At 64.3% G+C, this 19541-nt stretch carries 16 protein-coding genes; 6 read left to right on the top strand and 10 right to left on the bottom strand.

Annotated features, from left to right (window positions below; translation table 11 throughout):
* Positions 1–14: 14 nt before the first annotated feature.
* Both shn_RS24985 and shn_RS24980 read right to left on the bottom strand, forming a co-directional pair.
* A complete protein-coding gene (locus shn_RS24985; protein ID WP_064333205.1) occupies positions 15–860 on the bottom strand; it encodes a hypothetical protein in 846 nt (281 codons plus the stop codon).
* A gap of 276 nt (positions 861–1136) precedes the next feature.
* On the bottom strand, positions 1137–2225 hold the full coding sequence (locus shn_RS24980) for a hypothetical protein (protein ID WP_064333204.1): 1089 nt from the start codon (positions 2223–2225) through the stop codon (positions 1137–1139).
* A gap of 226 nt (positions 2226–2451) precedes the next feature.
* Here shn_RS24980 and shn_RS24975 point away from each other — a divergent pair, with 226 nt between their 5' ends.
* On the top strand, positions 2452–3804 hold the full coding sequence (locus shn_RS24975) for a VpsF family polysaccharide biosynthesis protein (protein ID WP_245337440.1): 1353 nt from the start codon (positions 2452–2454) through the stop codon (positions 3802–3804).
* Positions 3805–3833: 29 nt separating this feature from the next.
* Here the strand turns inward: shn_RS24975 and shn_RS24970 are convergent, their stop codons facing one another.
* From shn_RS24970 to shn_RS24945, 6 genes are all read right to left on the bottom strand, one after another.
* The gene (locus shn_RS24970) at positions 3834–5114 is read right to left on the bottom strand and encodes a hypothetical protein (protein WP_145926048.1); all 1281 of its coding nucleotides are present in this window, start codon (positions 5112–5114) and stop codon (positions 3834–3836) included.
* 160 nt (positions 5115–5274) lie between these two features.
* Entirely contained in the window at positions 5275–6384 is a 1110-nt protein-coding gene (locus shn_RS24965) for a glycosyltransferase (protein ID WP_064333201.1), read from the bottom strand.
* A 5-nt stretch (positions 6385–6389) separates the two neighbouring features.
* Positions 6390–7925: a GumC family protein gene (locus tag shn_RS24960; RefSeq protein ID WP_084438441.1), complete on the bottom strand. Its 1536-nt coding sequence runs from the start codon at positions 7923–7925 to the stop codon at positions 6390–6392.
* 137 nt (positions 7926–8062) lie between these two features.
* The gene (locus shn_RS24955) at positions 8063–9508 is read right to left on the bottom strand and encodes a lipopolysaccharide biosynthesis protein (RefSeq protein WP_064333200.1); all 1446 of its coding nucleotides are present in this window, start codon (positions 9506–9508) and stop codon (positions 8063–8065) included.
* Positions 9509–9641: 133 nt separating this feature from the next.
* Positions 9642–10889, bottom strand: coding sequence for a glycoside hydrolase family 5 protein (locus shn_RS24950; RefSeq protein ID WP_064333199.1), 1248 nt, complete (start codon positions 10887–10889; stop codon positions 9642–9644).
* A 146-nt stretch (positions 10890–11035) separates the two neighbouring features.
* Positions 11036–11821, bottom strand: coding sequence for a WecB/TagA/CpsF family glycosyltransferase (locus shn_RS24945; protein WP_064333198.1), 786 nt, complete (start codon positions 11819–11821; stop codon positions 11036–11038).
* 275 nt (positions 11822–12096) lie between these two features.
* Here shn_RS24945 and gmd point away from each other — a divergent pair, with 275 nt between their 5' ends.
* The 5 genes from gmd to shn_RS24920 all read left to right on the top strand — a co-directional run bounded on the left by gmd (position 12097) and on the right by shn_RS24920 (position 17230).
* Positions 12097–13191 carry a GDP-mannose 4,6-dehydratase gene (gmd, locus tag shn_RS24940; RefSeq protein ID WP_064333197.1) on the top strand — a complete coding sequence of 365 codons (1095 nt, stop codon included), beginning with the start codon at positions 12097–12099 and terminating at the stop codon, positions 13189–13191.
* Positions 13184–14152 (top strand): GDP-L-fucose synthase, encoded by a 969-nt coding sequence (locus shn_RS24935; protein ID WP_064333196.1) that lies wholly within the window; start codon positions 13184–13186, stop codon positions 14150–14152. The genes gmd and shn_RS24935 overlap by 8 nt, the downstream gene beginning before the upstream one ends.
* 31 nt (positions 14153–14183) lie before the next feature.
* Positions 14184–15260 (top strand): glycosyltransferase family 4 protein, encoded by a 1077-nt coding sequence (locus shn_RS24930; RefSeq protein WP_168168965.1) that lies wholly within the window; start codon positions 14184–14186, stop codon positions 15258–15260.
* A 234-nt stretch (positions 15261–15494) separates the two neighbouring features.
* Positions 15495–16736, top strand: a complete 1242-nt coding sequence (locus shn_RS24925) for an AGE family epimerase/isomerase (protein WP_064333297.1) — start codon at positions 15495–15497, stop codon at positions 16734–16736.
* Positions 16737–16825: 89 nt separating this feature from the next.
* Positions 16826–17230 carry a DUF3307 domain-containing protein gene (locus shn_RS24920; protein ID WP_064333194.1) on the top strand — a complete coding sequence of 135 codons (405 nt, stop codon included), beginning with the start codon at positions 16826–16828 and terminating at the stop codon, positions 17228–17230.
* A gap of 19 nt (positions 17231–17249) precedes the next feature.
* Here shn_RS24920 and shn_RS24915 read toward each other — a convergent pair whose 3' ends face one another.
* Both shn_RS24915 and shn_RS24910 read right to left on the bottom strand, forming a co-directional pair.
* Positions 17250–18389 carry a GNAT family N-acetyltransferase gene (locus shn_RS24915; protein WP_064333193.1) on the bottom strand — a complete coding sequence of 380 codons (1140 nt, stop codon included), beginning with the start codon at positions 18387–18389 and terminating at the stop codon, positions 17250–17252.
* Entirely contained in the window at positions 18386–19381 is a 996-nt protein-coding gene (locus shn_RS24910) for a sterol desaturase family protein (RefSeq protein WP_064333192.1), read from the bottom strand. Before shn_RS24910 ends, shn_RS24915 begins: the two co-directional genes overlap by 4 nt.
* Positions 19382–19541: the final 160 nt, after the last annotated feature.

Here is a 19541-nt window from a genome sequence, read left to right as displayed (position 1 = left end):
CAGGTCCCGGCACACTAGACTTTCAGCAGTACGCGCTCGGAATAAAGTTCATCGATCTTTCGGGCGTCCCACTCCCCCCTGACCTGGTAACACATGCCGTTCCTCAGAAGGACGGAGTGCGGCAGACTGGCGCCTTCATCGACCTGGAGCGTCATGAAAGGCACGCCGCGGAGCATCAGCATCCGGGATAGCCCGGCCAGATTATCCATCACGAGATCTGTACTTTCGGCGAAGACGACACGGGCAGTGGGTATGTGTTTGCGTGGCTTGATATCGAAGACAACCGGACAATAACGCCCGGCCGCCGCGACGATCGTCACGATACAGCCCAGTTCGCGATGCTTCGCGAGGTCGCGCATCAACTCTTCGTGAATTGCCCCGTGAGGCACGGCCTCAAGCGCCATGAGCCTGTTCCGGCGGCGGCCGACGATGGCCGTCCAGGGCAGGGCCAGAAGATGCACCTTGGTGTCGAAGGTGCGGAAACCGAATCGGGCATTGACCTCGGCCGCGGCCTGCGTCGGCGTCAGGTCCGTGTAAATCGTATCCTCGTCGCGTAGGGCTGCGATCATCAGGCGGGCTGCCGACCAGCGATGGGCTTCCTCCACGTACCAGCTCGAAAGGTTCACGATTCTGCGGCCTGTGACCGTATCCTGCCGGGGAATCGCAAGCAGAATTCCGACGGGTTTTTCCCCTGCCATGAGGAACGTGCCGACCGACGGCTCGCCCAAGGTCCTGTTGTGATCGGCTAGGCGACGCAGCCCACGCTGCCAGAAAGCAAGCGAACGGGAGGGGAACCCCTCCCGCAAGAGTTTCGCAGCCGCCTCCAGGCAGCCTTCATCTATAGAACGAAGCTTCAGCATGTTCCGCGCAGACACCCATCTTTATCAAATTGTTTCTATGGGTGAAATCTTCTGAAAGCGTAAATAGAGGCCTTCAGGTTACCGCAGCGACACGGCGCGGCGGCGGTACAAAACGACTTCCGGAAGGCTGTCAGGAAACTTTGAAGGATCGATCCGTCCGGAACATCTTGTGCTCCGCCGCGTCGAAAAACTTGTCGATATCCATTGATATCGGCTGCGATCCTTTCCTTGCGGAACACAAGATCCCGCGACGGCCCTGCACCGCCGCGACACGCCTCAATCGAAGCGATCCCCCATCAGCCGGCTCCAGTCCTCACCCACGAGCCCGTTGAAGAAGATGTCGCCGGCGCGGCAGGCCTCGACCAGGGCGGCCTCACGCGAGTGAACGACGGACGTCGCGGGAGGATAGGTGAAAAACATACGCCGGCCATACATCACTTCGACCAAGGCCGGCTGGGTCCGCCCGCGCAAACCGATCGCGCCCCTTCGTGCCGCATCATATGTCAGGCAATCGAGGACCGCACCGGCCTGGCCGGGCCGGGCCAGAACCTGCAGAACGCGGGCCACTCCACCCGGCCTCAGGTGAAACAGGAAAGCGCCGACCGGAACGCCGGCCGTCGTCGTCGCCTGGCAGAACACCACCTCGCCATAAAGGCTTTTGCGTTCGGCATCCGCCAGGATCGCGTCCAACTGCCCGTCCGCCCAATCCGGCCGAATCGTATAATGCCGCGTCAGAGGCTCGACCAGAGCGGCGAATTGCTCCCGACCGATCTGAGAGGCCGAGAGGCTGCCCTGGCGCGCCGGGACGAGTGCCGTATGCCGGCGAAGGATATGGTCGATGCCGCGTGCGACCGGCATGATGAAGCGCGCCGCTTTCACCGTCCGCGCCGCCTTGTCGGCAGCAAAGGATGCAGGCCTGATGATGCGGGTCCAGTCGAGACTGTAAAATGGCAACGTGACGCTGCGCAAGCTGCACCACATGCGCGTCGAGACCGCGTTCGCCGTTCCGCTGAGGGTCAGGTCCTGCGGACCCGCAAGGGCGGCCCTGAGCAGCCGCGCGCCCGCCATCGGAGCGGCTTCGTGGTCCTTCACCATGAGCGAGCCGCAGACCGCCGCGAGCAGGCTCCGTTCACGATAGCGCATCCGCAACATGTTCACGCCGATGAAGCCGGTGATCGCGCCGGCGTCGTCTTCATGCACGAGCGAGTGAACCTCCGGTTCGAAGCCCGGCATTTCCAGATAGAGCCGACGCAGATAGGACACCAGCCCCGGCGGCGGGGCCGATGCCGGGTCGCGAAAGACGGTTTGGAACAATTGGGCGACATTCCCGATGTCCTCGGGTCGAAGCGGGCGGATTTCTGCCATGGTCGATCGTTCGGGAGGCCAATTCAGGAGTGCATGTCTTGCGAACTATCGCCCAAATTCATTCCGATCCGGTAAACGTGTCATCGAACTGAAATACACGCGCCGTTCCTCCCTTGCGGGACATCTTGCGAAGCAGGGCATTTGCAGTTCTACTGGCGCGACTCGATTGTCGTTCGAGATTCGCCGCTCTCGTATCCGAGTCCATCGCCATCACCTCGAGTAAGCCATGAGCTATGCCAGATCCACGCCGGATCAATCGCCACCGCTGATCGCCTCCCGGCAGAACACACTGGTCATGGCGATCTTCCTGTGCGCCGCCTTCTTCTTCCAGTTGCGATTCAACGTGTCGCCCCATGTGATGAACCTGTTCGTCACCTATACCGATACGGGCGGCGCGATCTATGAAAAGCTGCATTTCGGATCGATCGGCATCTTCCTGCTCCTGCCGTTCGCCGTCGCGTCCCGGCCTTTCGTCCTGCGCGGCAGCGACATCGTCCTGTTCAGGTCGGCGCTGCTGTTTTCCTGCCTGATGCTGGCCTTGATCGTCTATCTCGGGGCGGTGGGGCGTTCGGGTTCGGTCGGCTTCGTGATCGACACCTATGTCGTGGCCGGATTCGCCTGCATGATCATGCTCACGCTTCCTCACGACATGCGCCGGCTGCTCGGCGACATCACGCTGGCGTTTCTGATCGCAAGCGCGGTCATAGGCTTCTTCGAGGCCATCGCGCAGGACCGCCTGCTTCCCTATCCTCCCATACGCGACGTCTTTCGGCCCATCGGCCTGACGGGACATCCGCTGACCCTCGGCGCCATGTCCGCGACCGCGATCGGCTTCGTCGCTGCGACACGCTGGCCGCTCTGGGTGCGGCTTCTCGCGATCTTCACGCTCTATGTGGGCGCCGCGATCTCGACGGCGAGAACGGCCTTCGTGCTCGCTTCGCTCGAACTGCTCCTGCTCCTGCTGTTCACGCGCTGGTCGAAACTGTCGAAACGCACCGAGCGCCGGGCGAAGGGCATCGTCCTTCTCCTCCTCATGCCGCTATGCGCCGTTCTCTTCGTCGTGCTCCTGGGGGCGGGCTTCATGGAGCGCTTCCGGGGCACGCTCTTCGACGACAGCTTCATGGCCCGCGTCACGATCTACCGGGTCTTCGACTATTTTAGCTGGTCGGAGATCATGATGGGCGTGCATATCGACCAGTTGATGTTCGTCGTGAACGAGAAGCTGGACCTGGAATTCATCGAAAGCGCTCCGGTCGTCTTGACGATGCTGTTCGGCCTGCCGGCCGCGCTCGTGTTCACCGTCGCGCTTTTCCGCCTCTTCTCGCGGCTCATCCGCGGTGCGGCCGGCTCGGCGCAACTCGGCGCCGCCGTCTTCATCATCGCGTCGCTGTCAAACAACACGTTCACTGAGAAGACATCCGTGGTCACCGCGATCTTCGTGTTGTTGCTCGCCTACCGGCGGCCTTTGCTGCCCGCGCCTTCCGAAGCCCCCACGCACGTGACCGAGCAGAAGCGTCCGGCCGCTCGCGCGCCAGGCGCAGCCACGGCTCGCCGGAAAGCCCGCACGGCGCAGATGTGACGGTTCGTGGCCAATGGCGCCCGGCGCCGTCAGCCGCAACTATCCACGACTTCCAGCCGTCCCTGGCGATTGAGCGTATGCGTGCCCGCACGGGCCCATGCCAGGCCAGGCCCTACCGGAACAACCGGGCCGAAGACCACCGCCGTCTCGTCCAGCCTTACGAGTTCCATGAGGCCGAGACCGCCTCCATATATCCGCGAACAGTCCTGCACCGGCAGGAACGTCCGTCCGTCCCGGCGAATGAACGCACCGCCCGGCCTCGCACCGGCCCGATCGATCGTTATGGGGTTGAGACGATGCGGCGTCCACGGCCCCTCAAGGGCACGCGCATGGTAGACGACCATCGTGTCCGACGGATTGCCCTTGCCGTACCGCTCGGTGCCGAACAGCCAATAGGTCCCTTCCGAGCGCAGGAGCGTCATGTCGTTCAGGTTCCGGCCCGCGATGAGGACGGCTTGGCGTTCCCAGAGATCGGGAAACCGGGCGGCGCGATAGAGGACGACTTCATGGGCCGAGCCGCTTTCCGGGATCATATATATCTCGCCGCCCTCGGCGACTATCTGGGGATAGGAGAGATGATGCGGCTCCTCCAGCACCACCTCGGGCACGCCGAAGCGGCCGTCCTCATCCAACACGGACACCGAGATGACCCCGCGCCCGGTACAGTAGGGGAACTCTTCGACAAAGAGATAGTGACGGCCGTCGTGCTCGAAGACGAAGGGATCCGCATAGAAGCGCGCACCGTCATCGGCGAGAACCGTATAGGCTGCGCCGTCCAGCCTGCCGGTCTCGGCGACGCCGGGACCATCGATCAGGCGATAGGCAACCTGCCAGTGGTTGGCGCGCTTTCGGCCGAGCCGGCTGGAAAGCGCGGCAGCGGCGAAAGGAAGATAGGCGCGAAGAATGCCGCTGCGGGGTCGCTGCTCCGCTGGCCGCTCCGCAACCGGTCCGAGCGTGCCGTCGAAGAAACGGTTCACGACCTGTATGATCAGCGAGATCGCGCCGACGAGCAGTTCGTCGAGGATGCGCGATACGCGCAACCCGCTCGAAACGGCGGGGCGCGCACGCCCCACGGCGACACCATCCAGCCGGGCGACGAACTCCGCCGATTGCCGCGCCGCTGCCGCATCGCAGATCCCGCCGGTGACATCGCCCGAACCGAAAACCTCCAGCCTGAGCACGGGCCTGTCCTGCCCACCGGCCGTTTCGGCAAGATCGATGATGAGATCGTACCCGTCACGGCCCGTCGTCGCCACCGGGGCGGCAAGATGCGCAAGCGAGGGACCGAAAAGACGACGTTCGACCGCCATGACGCGATCGAGCGCATGACGGGCAGCTCCTGCCCCTGCCACGGCCTTGACGGAAACATCATGGCCCTCTGCTTGAAGACGCGCGATGAGCTCGCAGTACCAGCGCCTCGACGACTTTTGATGGGTAAGGAGAAGGACTTTTCCCAACGTCAGATCTTCTTCATGTAAGGAGCCCTTCGTACCTGTCCGCGATGGCATTGATCTTGAACGCGTCGGCCCTTTGCCGGAGTGTCGCGGAATCGATGGGGTTTTCCAGCGATTTCTGCAACTGTACGGCGAAAGCCATCGGATCCGCAACAGGGACAAGGGGGCCAAATTGCCCGTCGTCAAGAATTTCGCGCGGGCCATGGGGCGCGTCGGTGGAGACGACAGGCACGCCATGGGCCATGGCCTCGATGAGGACGTTGCCGAAGCCCTCGCTGGTCGAGGACAGGGCAAGGAGATCGATGGCGGCGTAGCATGCGGCGGGATCGTTGACATAGCCGGCAAAGAGGACGTCGTCCGCGATGGCGAGCTCATCCGCCAGCGCCCGGGTCTCCGCCTCCAGGGGACCTTCCCCGAAGATCACGAGCCGGGCCTTTCTCTCGGCGCGCAGGATCGCAAAGGCGCGCAGAAGGGTGGCGTGGTCCTTGACGGGCACGAGGCGGCCGAGGGTGCCGATCACCGGGCCGTCGCCCATGGCCGCGAGCGCCTGCCGCCAGGGATGCGCGCCGGGCATGCGCACGCCTTCCGGCGGAAGCGGATTGTAGATGACGGCAATCTTTTCCGGCGGATAGCCGTTCTGCACGAGATCGCGGCCGACCCCCTTGGAAACGGCGATCGCGCGCGTCGCACGCGCGGCGACGAAGCCGGCGAGGCGGTCGGCAAGGATCGCACCGATCTTCTCCGACTTGAGGGCGGCAGCACCGTGGAAGCCCGGAAAGAAGCGTGCGCGGCTGCGGGCAAGAACGAGAGCGGCGGCCATGACGAGATTGGCGAAGTCCGGTGCGCTGAAAACGGCCTCCGGCCGGAGACGGCGCAGCATCCGCACGGTTCGGGCGAGGCCCTCCAGGGTCTTCGCCTTGCCGAACCCCTCGCCGCGCATGGGAAAGTGCAGGTCGACGAGTTCGACGGCAGGCGACAGCAGGTCCGCATTCGGCCCCTGCCCGTTCCATGCCAGCAGCGTCACGGCATGGCCGCGCGCGGCCATTTCATTGGCCACCAGCACGAGCACCCGCTCGGCACCACCGCCGGCCAGGCTGGGTGCATGGAAAAGAAGACGCCTTGCCATGCGGCTCAGGCGCGCTGTTCGGCGGCGGCCGGCTGGGGTTCCCGCAGTTCGCGCAGCATGCCGCGCGCCAGCGCCAGGAAGAGGCCGGCCGCAAGGCCGAGAATGGTTCCGGCGACGATGAGAAGGCTGGTGCGCGGCGGCCAGGAGCGGCTTTGCGGAGGCACAGCGGTCGAGATGACCCGCACGTTCGTGGTGTCGATCTGCTCGCGCTCGGTGATCTGGTGCGCACGCGCCAGGAAACTCTCATAGACCGCGGTCTTGGAGGCGGCGTCGCGTTCGAGTTCGCGCAAAGCGACCTGGACCTCATTGTCCGTGAAGACCGTGCCCGTCATGTCCTTCATCCTGGTGTCGAGAGCCTTGAAGGAGGCCTTCGCCTCCTCCAGGTTCGAGCGGGCCTTGGCGAGGATGCGCGACAGCTCGGTCTTGATCTGCCCGTTGGCGGCTTCGAGCTCGGCGCGCAGTTGCACCAGGCGCGGATAGCGCGGACCATAGGTCATCGACAGGCCGTCGAGTTCCTGCTGCAGGTTGCTGGCCCGGGTGCGCAGCGCGGCGAGCGAGGTCGAAGCGACGGAATCCTGGGTGGTGGCATTGGGACCGGCGGCAAGGACGGCGTCGTAGGCGGCCTGCGCGGCGATCACGCGGGACTGGGCGGTGATCATCTCGCTGTTGACCTGGGTCATGCTCTGCGAGCTGACGAGCTGCCCCTGGCTCGAGGCAAGATTGTTGGCGCGGCGATAGGCTTCCACCTTCGCCTCGGCTGCCTGGACATCCTGCTTGAGCTGGTCGAGCCGGTCGTCGATGGCACGGGCGGCCCGGCTGGCGCCGTCCGATTCGGCCTTGGCCAGCTCATCCTGGAAACCGGTCACCACGGCCTGCGAGATGCGGATGGCCTTGTCGACGGTTTCGGCGGAGACGGACAGGCTCGCGACAAACGAGGTCTCGTCGGCCTTGGTCTCTATCCGCTTGCTGAGCACTTCCAGCACCGCGGTCCGCGGATCCGAGGCGGCCGCGCCGGAGCCGGACAGGAAAGAGAACAAACCCGGCGAGGGATCGTTGAACTCGCTGTCGCGCGTCAGATCCAGCTCGTCCACGACGTGCAGCAAGACGTTGCGCGAGGTCAGCACGCGCAGCTTGCTGCGCACCGCCAGCACCTGGTTGTCCCCCTGGCTGGGCGCCGCGTAAAGGTCGTTGGCGACCACCTGGAGGTTGGAGGGGTTGATGAGGATATCGGTCCCGACGGTATAGAGGCGCTTGCTCAGCAGACCGTAGGCGCCGCCGGCAAGGCCGCCCAGAAGGGCAAGGACGATGGCGCCCTTCATCCCGGCGCGCAGCCATTCGGACACCCGGCGGAAATCGAATTCGAGGAATTCGCCGACCTTGTCGACCGCGGTGGAAGCGCCGGTTGCGACCGGCACCGGCTTCTGCCTTTCCACATGCGGCACATCCCTCGCCTTGATCTTGCGACCAAGGGGCTTGGCACGGTCGCGCGCGAACGTGCGCACGACCGGGCTACCCTTGGGGACGTCTGAAAACATCGACATGGGACCCACTCCTGGTAAACGGCATGCCCGATGGCTCAGCGGGCGCTCTCGCTGTGATTCCTTTTTTTAGAACGCAATGCTCAATAGAAACTTAAGATATGCATTGCGCACCGAAAGCGCGCCATTGGAGAACCCGCTCAGGTGGCCGGGCGCGACAGCCTCTGGCGGAATGTCGCCGCCAGACGCCTGGCCTCCTGCCAATGGAAGAGGGCATTGAGGCCAAGGAAGATCGCAAGCGCGCAAAGGCCGGCGGCCGCAAGGCGCAGGAAGAGAGGGAATGCGCTGAATGCATCGGCTGCAAGCCGGGCACCGAGACCGCAGGCAAGCGCAACCACCAGCGCAACCCCGATCGCGCGGTACGGCAACGGAACCGGCGTCAACCGCCGGGTGGCCGTGATGCCGGCCGCAAGCAGGGCAAGGGAGCCGCCGAGCAACGCCAGGGCCGCGCCGCGCTCGGCCATCTGGGGGATGAGAAGCAGCGACAGAACGATGCCGACGGCGGAGCCGAGGCCATAGACCGCCGTCAGCAGCCAGGGTCTCTTGTGGACATGCATCACGTTGGCATAGACCGTGTTGGTCAGGTTCGCGGCGATCACGCCTGCCACGATGAGGGGAAACAGCCCCACGATGCCGTCGAGATAGCTCGCCGGCAGGACAAGCGCGGTGATCTCCTCGGCCAGCACGACGAGCAGAGCGGCGGTCGGCAGACACAGGCGCAGCGTCAGAGCCATGAGATCCGTCAGGAACGTGGCGGCGGCCTGCTCGCCCTCGGTGTCGAAGCGGCTGACCAGTTCGGGAAAGGCCCCCATGTTGACGGCATTGGCCAGCGTATCGATGGGCTGGCGCGCCAGCGCATAGGCGGCAGCGAAGATCGCCACGGCGCTCGCGTCGTGCGACATCTTGAGAATGATCCGCTCGGCATCGGTGAGGCCGAAGGAGACCAGGGTCGTGACGACCATCGGCAGGCCGAGCGTCAGGAACTCGCGGTAGGTGAAGGTCGCTGGCCCGGCGACCAGGCGCGACGTCGCGAGGTGCAGCGAAACAAGCCCGGCCGCCAGCGTGGCAACGCTGGTGCCGAGCGAGACGACGAGGAAGGACGTACCGAAGAGCGGGATTGCCACGATCGGCAGGACGAGCTGCAGCACCGCGCGCAGGAACTCCAGCATCGCATAGGTCGAATGGCGCTGCTGCATCTGCAGCAGCGTCAAGCCGAAGCGGCTGACGGCGCCGGCGGCCAGATAGACCGAGACGGCCGTCGCGAAGGCCGTCCAGCGTTCGGGCGCGACGACCGCTGAGGCCGCGGCGGCGACAACGAGCGCCAGGACGGTCGTGCCGACCAGCACGCTCCGCGCCAGGCGCACGTTGCTGCGGCTGACATCGCCCTTCCCGCCGAGCCTGAGCAAAGATATGCGCAGCCAGCCGGTGACGGCGGCATCCGTCATCTCGCCGATGGTCACGACCAGCGTGAGCAGGCCGTATTCGCCCTGGTCGATGAGCCGCGTGGCGATGATCAACAGGAGAAGGGCCGACATGCGGGTCAAGAACACCGCGGGCGCGTAGGTAAGGGTCGAACGCAGCAGCAAGGGATATTCCTGGGACGCTTCCGCCCTACCTGGAGCCTTTCCGGAGGCAAAACCGCTTCGCGCTTTTGCGAGAGATGCTCTTAGCAAACCTGCCGCGAAAAAAGGAGGCAAACTTCGGTGAAAGGTAAATTTATCAATGCAGGAGCCCCAATGCCTGTAACATCCCGCGGTCGGCCACGGCCGGCCCCCAGGGCTCGATCAGGCTGATTCCGTGGGGATTGGTGTATTCCCAGACGGCCCACGGGATGCCCAGCCTTTCGGCCTCCAGCCGGACCGCGGCCAAGTAGCGTAGCCGGTCCTCGTCGCGGGCTCCCGAACGCCCGTCGGCCGACAGGCGGTAACAGCCGAACTCCCCCATGAACAGCCGGCCGGGCGGGATTCCATGCCTTTCAGCCCAGGCAACCGCCTCGCCGATGCGCGCCTGAACCTGCGGGAAACCCCAGTTCTCCGCAAAATACCGGGCAATCGGCTCGCCCGCGGCGGCAAGGTTTGCCGCCTGCTCCGCTTCGCCGAGCCCGGCTGCCGCCATGTATCCCTGCAGATGCGCGATGGCCCCGTCGGGCGATCCCATCGCCGCCGGCCAGGGCAGACCCGAATTGAACGGCTGCGTGGCAGCCGGCAGCTGATGGGTGAAGCTGTGCGGCTCGTACATGTGGAAACTGTAGTAGAGACGGGGATCGTCGAAGCCGGGATCAAGGTCGACGAGGCCGGTGACGCTGCCGCCGCAGGCGCCCGTCACGATGATCGTCAGGTCCTTGCTGATGGCGCGAATATCGACGACGGTCGCGGCCATGATGCGCTGCCAGTCCCCCGCGTCGGTCTCGTCGCACGGATAATATTCCGGCTCGTTGAACGGTTCGAGCGCGACCCGGCCGGTATCGAAACGCGTCAGCATGGCCGCGACGTGCCGGACCATCTCGCGATAGTGCGCGACGCCGAGACTATCGGCGCCGTCGCCGATCATGTCGATGCTGTAGGCGGGCACCTGGCGGGCCGCATGCAGATCGAACACGACCTTCAGGCCGGCGGAGGTCACGCGCGCGACGGCTCGTTCAAGCACCGCCAGCGCCTGCTCGCGCCGCTCTCCCCGACTGGCCAGGAGCGGGCCGGGATCGACGCTCAGCCGAACGAAATCGAAACCCATCGCGCGGATGCGCTGGAACTGGTCGAGCTGCGGCCAGTCGGAGATCGGACGTGCGGCCGTCATCCATTCCGTCTCGCTGCGATAGGGCGGCCAGCGATAGGAACCGTCAGGTTCGAGCGGAGACCAGTTCAGCCAGTCCTGCACGCTGATGCCGCGCTGAAGCGCCAGCGGAGCGGCATGCACCGCCGTTCCGAAAGCGAGAACGAAGAGAAGGGACAGGAGATTGAACAGCTTCATGGCGTTTGGTCGCAGGTCCCGTTTCGAGGAAGGAAGGCTACCCCCAGATCAAGCGCCGGACACGAAACCTGAAAGCCGCCCGCAAACATAGACCGGGCACGGCCTGTGTCATCGAGAATCGGGCGGAAAGGTAAATACGGGCATCGTCACGACTTGCGGCGAATGGATTCCAGGGCGACAGCGAGCACGAAGCGCGGCGCCAGAACCAGGTAACGGCGCCAGAGCCGCCGCGGCTCGCTGCTCAGCCGGTGCGCCCATTCGAGCCCGTTGTTGCGCATCCACCGGGGGGCGCGCCGTACCGCGCCGGAGTGGAAGTCGAAAGCGGCGCCGACGCCGATCAACACGCCGCGCGGCAGGTGCTCGGCCGCCTGCATCATCCAATATTCCTGCTTGGGGCTCGATATGCCGACCCAGATGAAGTCCGGATCGGCCTGCCTGATCCTCTCCAGCTCCACCAGCGCCTCCCCTTCCATCCGGAAGTCCGGGCCAATCGTGCGGAACGGCGGCGACAAGGTTCCGGCAATCACAAGGCCACGATGGCGCTCGGCAAGGCGCTTCGCCATCTCGTCGGCCACGCCCGGCTTGCCGCCGAAGAAATAATGCGATTGTCCGGTGGACAGCGAATGCTGGCAGACCGCATCCAGCAGGTCCGCCCCCGGCACGCGGCCAAGCTCGCTGCCGACGCCGCGCAACCGTCCCGTCCAGACGAGCGGGACACCGTCCGGCACCACCAGATCGGCCTTCTGGTGCAACGCGGCAAGGTAGGGCTCGTCCACGGCGGCCATCAGGCTCGCCACCTCGCGCACGAACACGGTTTTGGCACCACGCCCGCGCGCCCAACGGCTCACGAGATCTGCGCTGCGCTTCAGGTCGACGACACTGACCGGGATTCCCAGGATGGGGAACTGGCGAGGTTTGGGTGGCTCGTGCATATGCAAGGTTCTTGTTCCAGGCGGTACGGAAGAAAAATGAAAACGCAGGTTCTGCGCGGTTTGGCGGACAGGGCTCCCCGCCATTAAGACTATCCCTGTGTTTACCAGGCGGCTCTCTTTTACTTCGCAAAGGAAAATCGGCAGTTAACTATAGGAACCGGGGAGTGTTGTATCGCAAAAAATTCCGGGTAGTGTTGCGCCGATTGTTAGGGTGGCGCATCGACCATGTCGCCGTCCAGCCGATTGATTGATCTATTTGACAGACCGGGGACCCGATGGGCAAGCGCGTAGAAAGTAATGGCAAGGTGGCCCTCGTCACCGGCGTGACAGGACAGGATGGGGCTTACCTGTCCGAGCTGCTCCTCGACAAGGGCTACACGGTGCACGGCATCAAGAGGCGTTCCTCCTCTTTCAACACCGATCGCATCGAGCACCTCTACGAAGACCCGCATGTCGATGACCCGCGCTTCATCCTGCATTTCGGCGACATGACCGACAGCACCAACCTGATCCGTGTCGTGCAGGAAACCCAGCCGGACGAGATCTACAACCTGGCCGCCCAGAGCCACGTGCACGTCTCCTTCGAGACCCCCGAATACACCGCCAATGCCGACGGCATGGGCACGCTGCGCCTGCTGGAGGCCATCCGCCTGCTCGGCCTTACCGACAAGACCCGCTTCTACCAGGCTTCCACCTCCGAACTCTACGGCAAGGTACAGGAGGTTCCGCAGAGCGAGACGACCCCGTTCTACCCGCGATCCCCCTATGCCGCCGCCAAGCTCTACGCCTACTGGATCGTCGTCAATTATCGCGAAGCCTACGGCATGCATGCCTCCAACGGCATCCTGTTCAACCACGAGAGCCCCATTCGCGGCGAAACCTTCGTCACCCGCAAGATCACGCGCGCCGCCGCCGCCATCCGCCTCGGCCTCCAGGACAAGCTCTATCTCGGAAACCTCAATGCCAAGCGCGACTGGGGCCATGCCCGCGAATATGTTCGCGGCATGTGGCTGATGCTGCAGCAGGACACGCCCGACGACTACGTCCTGGCCACCGGCGAGACCCACACCGTCCGCTCCTTCGTCGAAAAGGCCTTTGCTAAACTCGACATCGCCATCGAATGGCGCGGCGAAGGCGTCGACGAAAAAGGCTACGACAAGGCGTCCGGACGCGTCCTCATAGAAATCGACCCGCGTTATTTCCGCCCCACCGAAGTCGAACTTCTCATCGGAAACCCGGCCAAGGCGCACAGCAAGCTCGGCTGGAAACACGAAGCCAATCTCGATCAGCTCGTCGGCGAAATGGTCGAGCAGGACTTCAAGTCGATGCAGAGCAAGGCCTTCAACGCCAAAAGCAGCCCGCATGCATGAGGTTGCCTATCGCCTAGCCGGCAAGAAGGTCTTTGTCGCCGGGCACCGCGGCATGGTCGGCGCGGCCATCGTCCGGCGCCTGGCGCAGGAGGGCTGCGACGTCCTCACGGCGACGCGCAAGGAGCTCGATCTCACGCGCCAGGCCGATGTCGAAGCCTGGATGGAGGACCGCCGCCCCGACGCCGTCTTCCTTGCCGCCGCGAAGGTCGGCGGCATCCTGGCGAACGACAGCTATCCGGCGGAGTTCCTCTACGACAACCTCATCCTTGAAGCCAACGTCATCCATGCCGCGCACAAGGTGAAGGTAGAGAAGCTGCTGTTCCTCGGCTCCTCCTGCATCTACCCGAAATTTGCCGCCCAGCCCATCGTGGAGGAGGCGCTTCTCACGGGCGAGCTGGAGCCGACCAACGAGTGGTATGCGATCGCCAAGATCGCCGGCATCAAGCTTTGCCAAGCCTATCGCAAGCAATATGGCGACGATTTCATCTCCGCCATGCCGACCAACCTCTACGGGCCGGGCGACAATTTCGATCTGACATCCAGCCATGTGGTGCCGGCTCTGATCCGCAAGGCCCACCAGGCGAAGATCGACGGCCTGCCGGAGCTGACCGTCTGGGGCACCGGAACGCCGCGCCGCGAATTCCTGCATGTCGATGACTGTGCCGACGCCTGCGTCCATCTGATGAAGACCTATTCGGGCGAGGGACATGTCAATGTCGGGCTCGGCGAGGATGTGACGATCCTGGAGCTGACGCAGCTCGTCTGCAGGATCGTCGGCTTCGAGGGCGCCATCGTGCACGACCTGTCCAAGCCGGACGGCACGCCGCGCAAGCTGATGAGCGCCGCGAAGCTGCGCGCGCTCGGCTGGAGCCCGAGGATCGGGCTGGAAGAAGGCATCGCCGACGCCTATCGGGCGTTTCTCGACGGGGAGTATGTCGAGCGCCTGCGGCCGGCGTCCTGACCGTATTCCAGGCCGAAGCCGGGGACCATTGGTGGATCGTCTTATACGTATTGCGCATTTCTCGCCTCTCGACGGCACGCGTGGAGGAATATCGACGGTGGTCTCCAACTACCGCGGATCCGAGCTTGCGCGCGAATTCGAGATGACGTTCGTGCAGACCCATGCGGACGGTTCCCGGGCGAAAAAACTCGCCGTTGCCGGCCGCGCCCTTCTTCAGGCCGTCGGCCTGGCCGTGCGCCGCCCGCCGGACATGATCCACGTCCATGTCGGCGACTTTCCCAGCCTTTATCGCAAGGCGGCCGTCATTGTGCCGCTGCTGATGCGGCGAACGAAGAGCATCCTTCACTTCCACGGCGCGAACTTCCTGGCCGAATATGCCGAACTGCCGCCCGGGCGCCGCCGGTTCGTGCAATGGTTCCTCCGGCAATTCGACGTCGTTCTGTGCCTGTCGGAAAGCTGGCGCCGGGACCTTTCCATGGAGTTCGGACTGTCCGAGGCCGTGGTGCTGCCGAATGCGGTGTCGATCCCGGGCCTGCGGGCGAAAGGCCGGGCATCGCCGGACGTGCCGTTGGAGCTGCTTTTCATGGGCCTGATCGGCGAGCGCAAGGGTGTCTTCGACCTCCTCGACGCGATGGAAACGGCCTGCCGGCGGGGCGTGGAAATCCGCCTTGCCATCGGCGGAAACGGCGATGTGGAGCGCCTGAAGGCGCGCTTGGCGGCCTCCCCCGCACTGGCGGCACGCGTCCGCTATCTCGGCTGGATAGAGGGCGAGGAACGCGAGCGGGCTTTCCTTTCCGCGCATGCCTATGTCCTGCCCTCGCGCGCGGAAGGCATGCCGATGTCCGTCCTGGAGGCCATGTCCTATGGCTTGCCGATCGTGAGCTGCCCGGTGGGCGGCATTCCGGAACTGGTGGACGACAGGTCGGCCATCCTGGTCCAGCCAGGCGACAAGGAGCGTCTTGCGGATGCCATCTGCCAGCTCGCGACGGATGAGACGTCGCGGCAGGCCAGGGCACAAGCGGCGGCAGATCGCGTGCGTACGCATTTCGACCTGCATGGCCACAACGCCCGGCTGGCCTCGGTCTACCGTGCCCTGCATTCGCGGTGAAACGCAGCCCCAGCCTCCACGGATAGCGGAACGGCTCGACCCGATCCTTCGATGAATGCGGGTTGCGACCTCCGCCGTTCTGAGCCATAAATCCCCTCCCACCTGTCCAGGGCCAGCCGTCATTTCGAGCGTTGTGGGCCGTGCGTGATCCTACGCCGCGGAAAGTCTCCCCCGCGCTCCGGTTTACCCCGGCGCAGAACAACAATGCAGAACGATCAGGAAGGAGAACGCATCATGGACGCAACGGGACATCTCGGCGCTGCCTGGCGTCAGCGCGACTATCATCGCCAGTGGCTCTGGCGGGAAGCCAACCGCCTCTTCGATTTCTTTCAGAACCGGACCTTCAATCCGGTCGGCGGCTTCCATGAACTGGATGTGGAAGGCCGGCCGCTCAACCCCGGCAATCCGGTGCGCGGCATCCATTCGACGGCGCGCATGGTGCACTGCTTCTCGATCGCCAGCCTGCTCGGCCGTCCCGGCGCCGACGACATCATCGACCACGGCATGAAATATCTCTGGGAACGGCATCGCGACGCAGAGCGCGGCGGTTACCATTGGTCGCTCGACAATTCCGGCCTGCTCGACGGCAGCAAGCAGGGTTACGGCCACGCCTTCGTGCTGCTCGCCGCATCGAGCGCCAAGCTGGCCGGCCACCCGGATGCCGACCGCATGCTGGCCGACGTCACCGAAGTGCTCGAAACGCGCTTCTGGGAGGCCAGGCACGGCGCAATCGCGGAAGAATTCGAGGCCGACTGGACCGCGATCCCCGGCTACCGGGGCCAAAACTCCAACATGCACCTGACCGAGGCCCTGATGGCGGCCTTCGAGGCGACGGGCGAAAAGGGCTATCTCGACAAGGCGGAAAGCATTGCCGACCTCATCATTCGCCGCCGCGCCGGGGAAAACGGTTTTCGCGTGCCGGAGCATTTCGACGAGAACTGGGTGCTCGACAAGGAGTATCGCGGCAACGAGATGTTCCGCCCGTCCGGCACCACGCCCGGCCACTGGCTGGAATGGGCCCGCCTCATCCTTCAGCTTCATGCACTCGGCGGAAAGCGGCATGGATGGATGCCGGAGGCGGCAAAGGCCCTCTTCGCCCAGTCCATCGCGCTCGGCTGGGACAAGGAGAAGGGTGGCTTCTTCTATACGCTCGACTGGAACGACGAGCCTGCCAAGCGCAGCAAGCTGTGGTGGCCGATGGCCGAAGGCGCGGGCGCGGCGGCATTCCTCTGCGAGCATCTGCCGAGCGATTTCCACGAGACCTGGTATCGCAGGATCTGGAACACGATCGCACGCCATTTCCTCGACCAGGACCGCGGCGGCTGGCATGAGGAACTGACGGAGGACCTCGTGCCGAGCTACACGCTGTTCGCCGGCAAGGGCGACATTTATCATGCGCTCCAGGCGTGCCTCATCCCGCTTTATCCGGCGACTGGCAGCCTGACGAAGGGCATCATCGAGGCAGGCGGCCGCTAGCGCGAAAGCGCGGGGCGGCCCTGCGTCCCGAATGGTTCGAAGCAGGACCGCCAGTCCCCGCTTCGAGCCGTCGGACAGGCGGTTGTGGCATGATCGACATACCGGACCAGATCTCCACGACAGGGATCGCCGCTTGCCTCGCGGCGTTCCTCATAAAACATCTGCTGGCGGATTTCATTCTGCAGACGGGCTGGATGGCCATGGGCAAGGAGCGCCCGGAGGGCTGGCTGTGGCCGCTCTCCGCCCATGCCGGCATGCATGGCGCGCTGACCGCCCTGCTCTTTCTGGCCGTCGCGCCCCCGCTCGCCTGGCTCGGCCTGGCCGACGCCGTGATCCACGGCGGCATCGACAGGCTGAAGGGCATCGCCGCCAACCGGGGCAAGCTCACGCCGCGGCAGACGGCCTTCTGGTGGCTATTCGGCGCGGACCAGACGCTGCACCATCTCACGCATCTCGGCCTTGCGATCCTTCTGGCAGCCGCAGGCTCGGCCTGAGCGCCTTATTGCGAGGCGATCACGACAACTCGGCCGGTGTTTTCTGCGGCGCGCGGCCTTCAAGCAGGCGACGGCCTATTCCGTGGGCAAGAAGCGCGAGCGAGCCGATAGCGTTGCCCGCCCCGACGACGGACCCCAGTTCGACGACTTGGGTGGCGAGCCTGTCCTTGAACGCCTCACCGCCGCAGAGCAGATCGACCATGGCGAGGCCGCGGTCGATCGACCATTGCACATAGTCGAAGATAAGGACCATGCCGGGGGAAGCCCGGGCGAAGTCCGGATCGTAGGTCGTCACCCAGGCCATCATCGTGTTGCGCTGGACAAAATTGACCGACACGGCGACCACGACGCCGTCGACTTCGATAACGAACAGGCGCAGGACGCCGGATCGCGCCATCACGTCGACCAGCGCCTTCAGGGCCGGTGCCTCGCCTTCGAAAAGCCCCGAGCTCTGCGCGTTTCTTTCGAGCCACTTCCGCTTCAAGGCGGCCAGCCGGTCGAGCACGGGCTCCAGCGGTTCATCGGGATCGAGCAGGCGAAACCTCACGGTGCCGGCTTCCTCGAGCATCTTGATGCCGCGGCGATAGTTCTGGCGCGTCTTTTTCGGATGGCTGGCCACCCATGCGGCCCCGTTCTGCCAATCGCCGGCGATGCGGGAACTGATCTCCCGCCGATGGGCCGGCTGCAGCCTGATCCTGCCGGCCGCCGAGCCCGCATCGATAAACCGCCGGGCCGCCGCATCGGGCAACAGGCGGTCGATCAAGACGAGATCGAAGCCGCCGGCATCGCACAGGTGCGTCCACAATCGGTGCAGGGCCGCATCCGGACATTCCGGTGCGCAAAGAACGTCGCCATAATCGGTATGGGCGCCCGCCGCCCATTCGAGAAAGCGGACCCCCTTGCGCCGGGTGATCGCCAGCGGAAGGACGGCGACAAGGCTGTCGCCCTTCCAGACCAAGCCTATCCGCAACGCGACCTGCTGCTGGTTCTTCAGGGTCCTCCACCAGGCCGAAATCCAGCCATGGCTCTGGAAGACAAGCGCATCGGAAGCGCGCCACAGGCGCGTCCACTGGTCCTCGATCGCCGCGAGGCGATCGGAAGAGTCGACGATCTCCAGGCGCTCGGCCTTCACAGCGTCCACCGACGCGCGCGCATTCATGACGATGACGTCTCCCTGGCTTGCGCGCCCTCCGGTTGGCGTCGCCACAAGCGCGAGGCTATGTGGCCCCACATCTTCCTGAGCGGCAGGATGTAGAGGCCCGCCAGCGACTGATAGTCCCTGACATCCCGGTCGACGAGGCCGAACTTCAGTTCCTCGTTCGGATCGGGAACGTACGACGTGCCGAAAAGCCGGTCCCAGAACGAAAAGAGCAGGCCGAAATTCTTGTCGTAATGGCGCGGATCGACGCTGTGATGCAACTGGTGCCAATGCGGAGAAAGAACGATCTTGTCCAGCGGCCCGAAGGAAATCGGAAGGTGGGTGTGCCGCACGAAGTCCATCATCAGGATGTTGCGCACGACATAGACATTCAGGCCGAAGACGACGACTTCCACGGGATCGAGCGCGACCACGCTCCAGATCCCGAAGCAGATTCCGGGAATGACCCCGTCCCACATGCGGTTCATGAGGTCGTCCAGCGGATGCACACGGTCCTTGGTGATGCCGACCATGACCTCGGCGGAATGGTGCACCTTGTGCAATTCCCACAGGAACGGGTAGCGATGCTGCGCGACGTGATAGAAATAGTAGGAAACATCATAGGCGAGCAGCATCGTCGCCGTGAAGATCACCAGCGTGATCGATCCGGGCGGGCCTTCCAGAAGGGTTCCCTCGATGCCGAAAACCCAGCTCACGGCCCGGTTCGTGGCATAGCCCACGGCGGTCACGAAGGTCGCACCTGCCGGGATAAGCAGGAACGGCATCATCAGCCGCTTGGTAATCCAGAAGGTGGCGTCGGCGCGGGCAGACGGGTGCAGGATGATTTCCTCGGGGAACAGGAAGTCGAAAAATCCCCGGATCGACTTGTCCTCCACCTTCCTGCAGTAGACAATCAGCGCGCAAACCAGCGCCATCCCCAAAATCAGGGCCGGCGTTGTATAATCGATATTATACAGTTTGTTTACGATCTTTGTGTAGATTTCGGAAAACATGGCGCTCACGAGTAGATCTGAAGTCTACCGTATCAGGCCGACAATGAACGCGGGGTTAAAGCCGGTCTTCTTGTCCACGCGGCATATTCACATAGCGCTAAACTATATACAACTAAAGATTGTTCATTTTAAATAAATCGCCTAAAAGCGCATGAAGGTA

It is taken from the genome of Shinella sp. HZN7, assembly GCF_001652565.1.
GTDB lineage: Bacteria > Pseudomonadota > Alphaproteobacteria > Rhizobiales > Rhizobiaceae > Shinella > Shinella granuli.
Note: the sequence above shows the minus strand (reverse complement) of the source record. Positions and strands in the feature narration are given on the sequence as shown.

Coding starts and splice junctions, on each gene's coding strand:
- shn_RS24915 (WP_064333193.1), bottom strand. CDS start 18,389: ATGAATGCGCGCGCGTCGGTGGACGCTGTGAAGGCCGAGCGCCTGGAG.
- shn_RS24910 (WP_064333192.1), bottom strand. CDS start 19,381: ATGTTTTCCGAAATCTACACAAAGATCGTAAACAAACTGTATAATATC.
- shn_RS24935 (WP_064333196.1), top strand. CDS start 13,184: ATGCATGAGGTTGCCTATCGCCTAGCCGGCAAGAAGGTCTTTGTCGCC.
- gmd (WP_064333197.1), top strand. CDS start 12,097: ATGGGCAAGCGCGTAGAAAGTAATGGCAAGGTGGCCCTCGTCACCGGC.
- shn_RS24920 (WP_064333194.1), top strand. CDS start 16,826: ATGATCGACATACCGGACCAGATCTCCACGACAGGGATCGCCGCTTGC.
- shn_RS24975 (WP_245337440.1), top strand. CDS start 2,452: ATGAGCTATGCCAGATCCACGCCGGATCAATCGCCACCGCTGATCGCC.
- shn_RS24945 (WP_064333198.1), bottom strand. CDS start 11,821: ATGCACGAGCCACCCAAACCTCGCCAGTTCCCCATCCTGGGAATCCCG.
- shn_RS24980 (WP_064333204.1), bottom strand. CDS start 2,225: ATGGCAGAAATCCGCCCGCTTCGACCCGAGGACATCGGGAATGTCGCC.
- shn_RS24985 (WP_064333205.1), bottom strand. CDS start 860: ATGCTGAAGCTTCGTTCTATAGATGAAGGCTGCCTGGAGGCGGCTGCG.
- shn_RS24965 (WP_064333201.1), bottom strand. CDS start 6,384: ATGGCAAGGCGTCTTCTTTTCCATGCACCCAGCCTGGCCGGCGGTGGT.
- shn_RS24960 (WP_084438441.1), bottom strand. CDS start 7,925: ATGTCGATGTTTTCAGACGTCCCCAAGGGTAGCCCGGTCGTGCGCACG.
- shn_RS24950 (WP_064333199.1), bottom strand. CDS start 10,889: ATGAAGCTGTTCAATCTCCTGTCCCTTCTCTTCGTTCTCGCTTTCGGA.
- shn_RS24925 (WP_064333297.1), top strand. CDS start 15,495: ATGGACGCAACGGGACATCTCGGCGCTGCCTGGCGTCAGCGCGACTAT.
- shn_RS24970 (WP_145926048.1), bottom strand. CDS start 5,114: ATGGCGGTCGAACGTCGTCTTTTCGGTCCCTCGCTTGCGCATCTTGCC.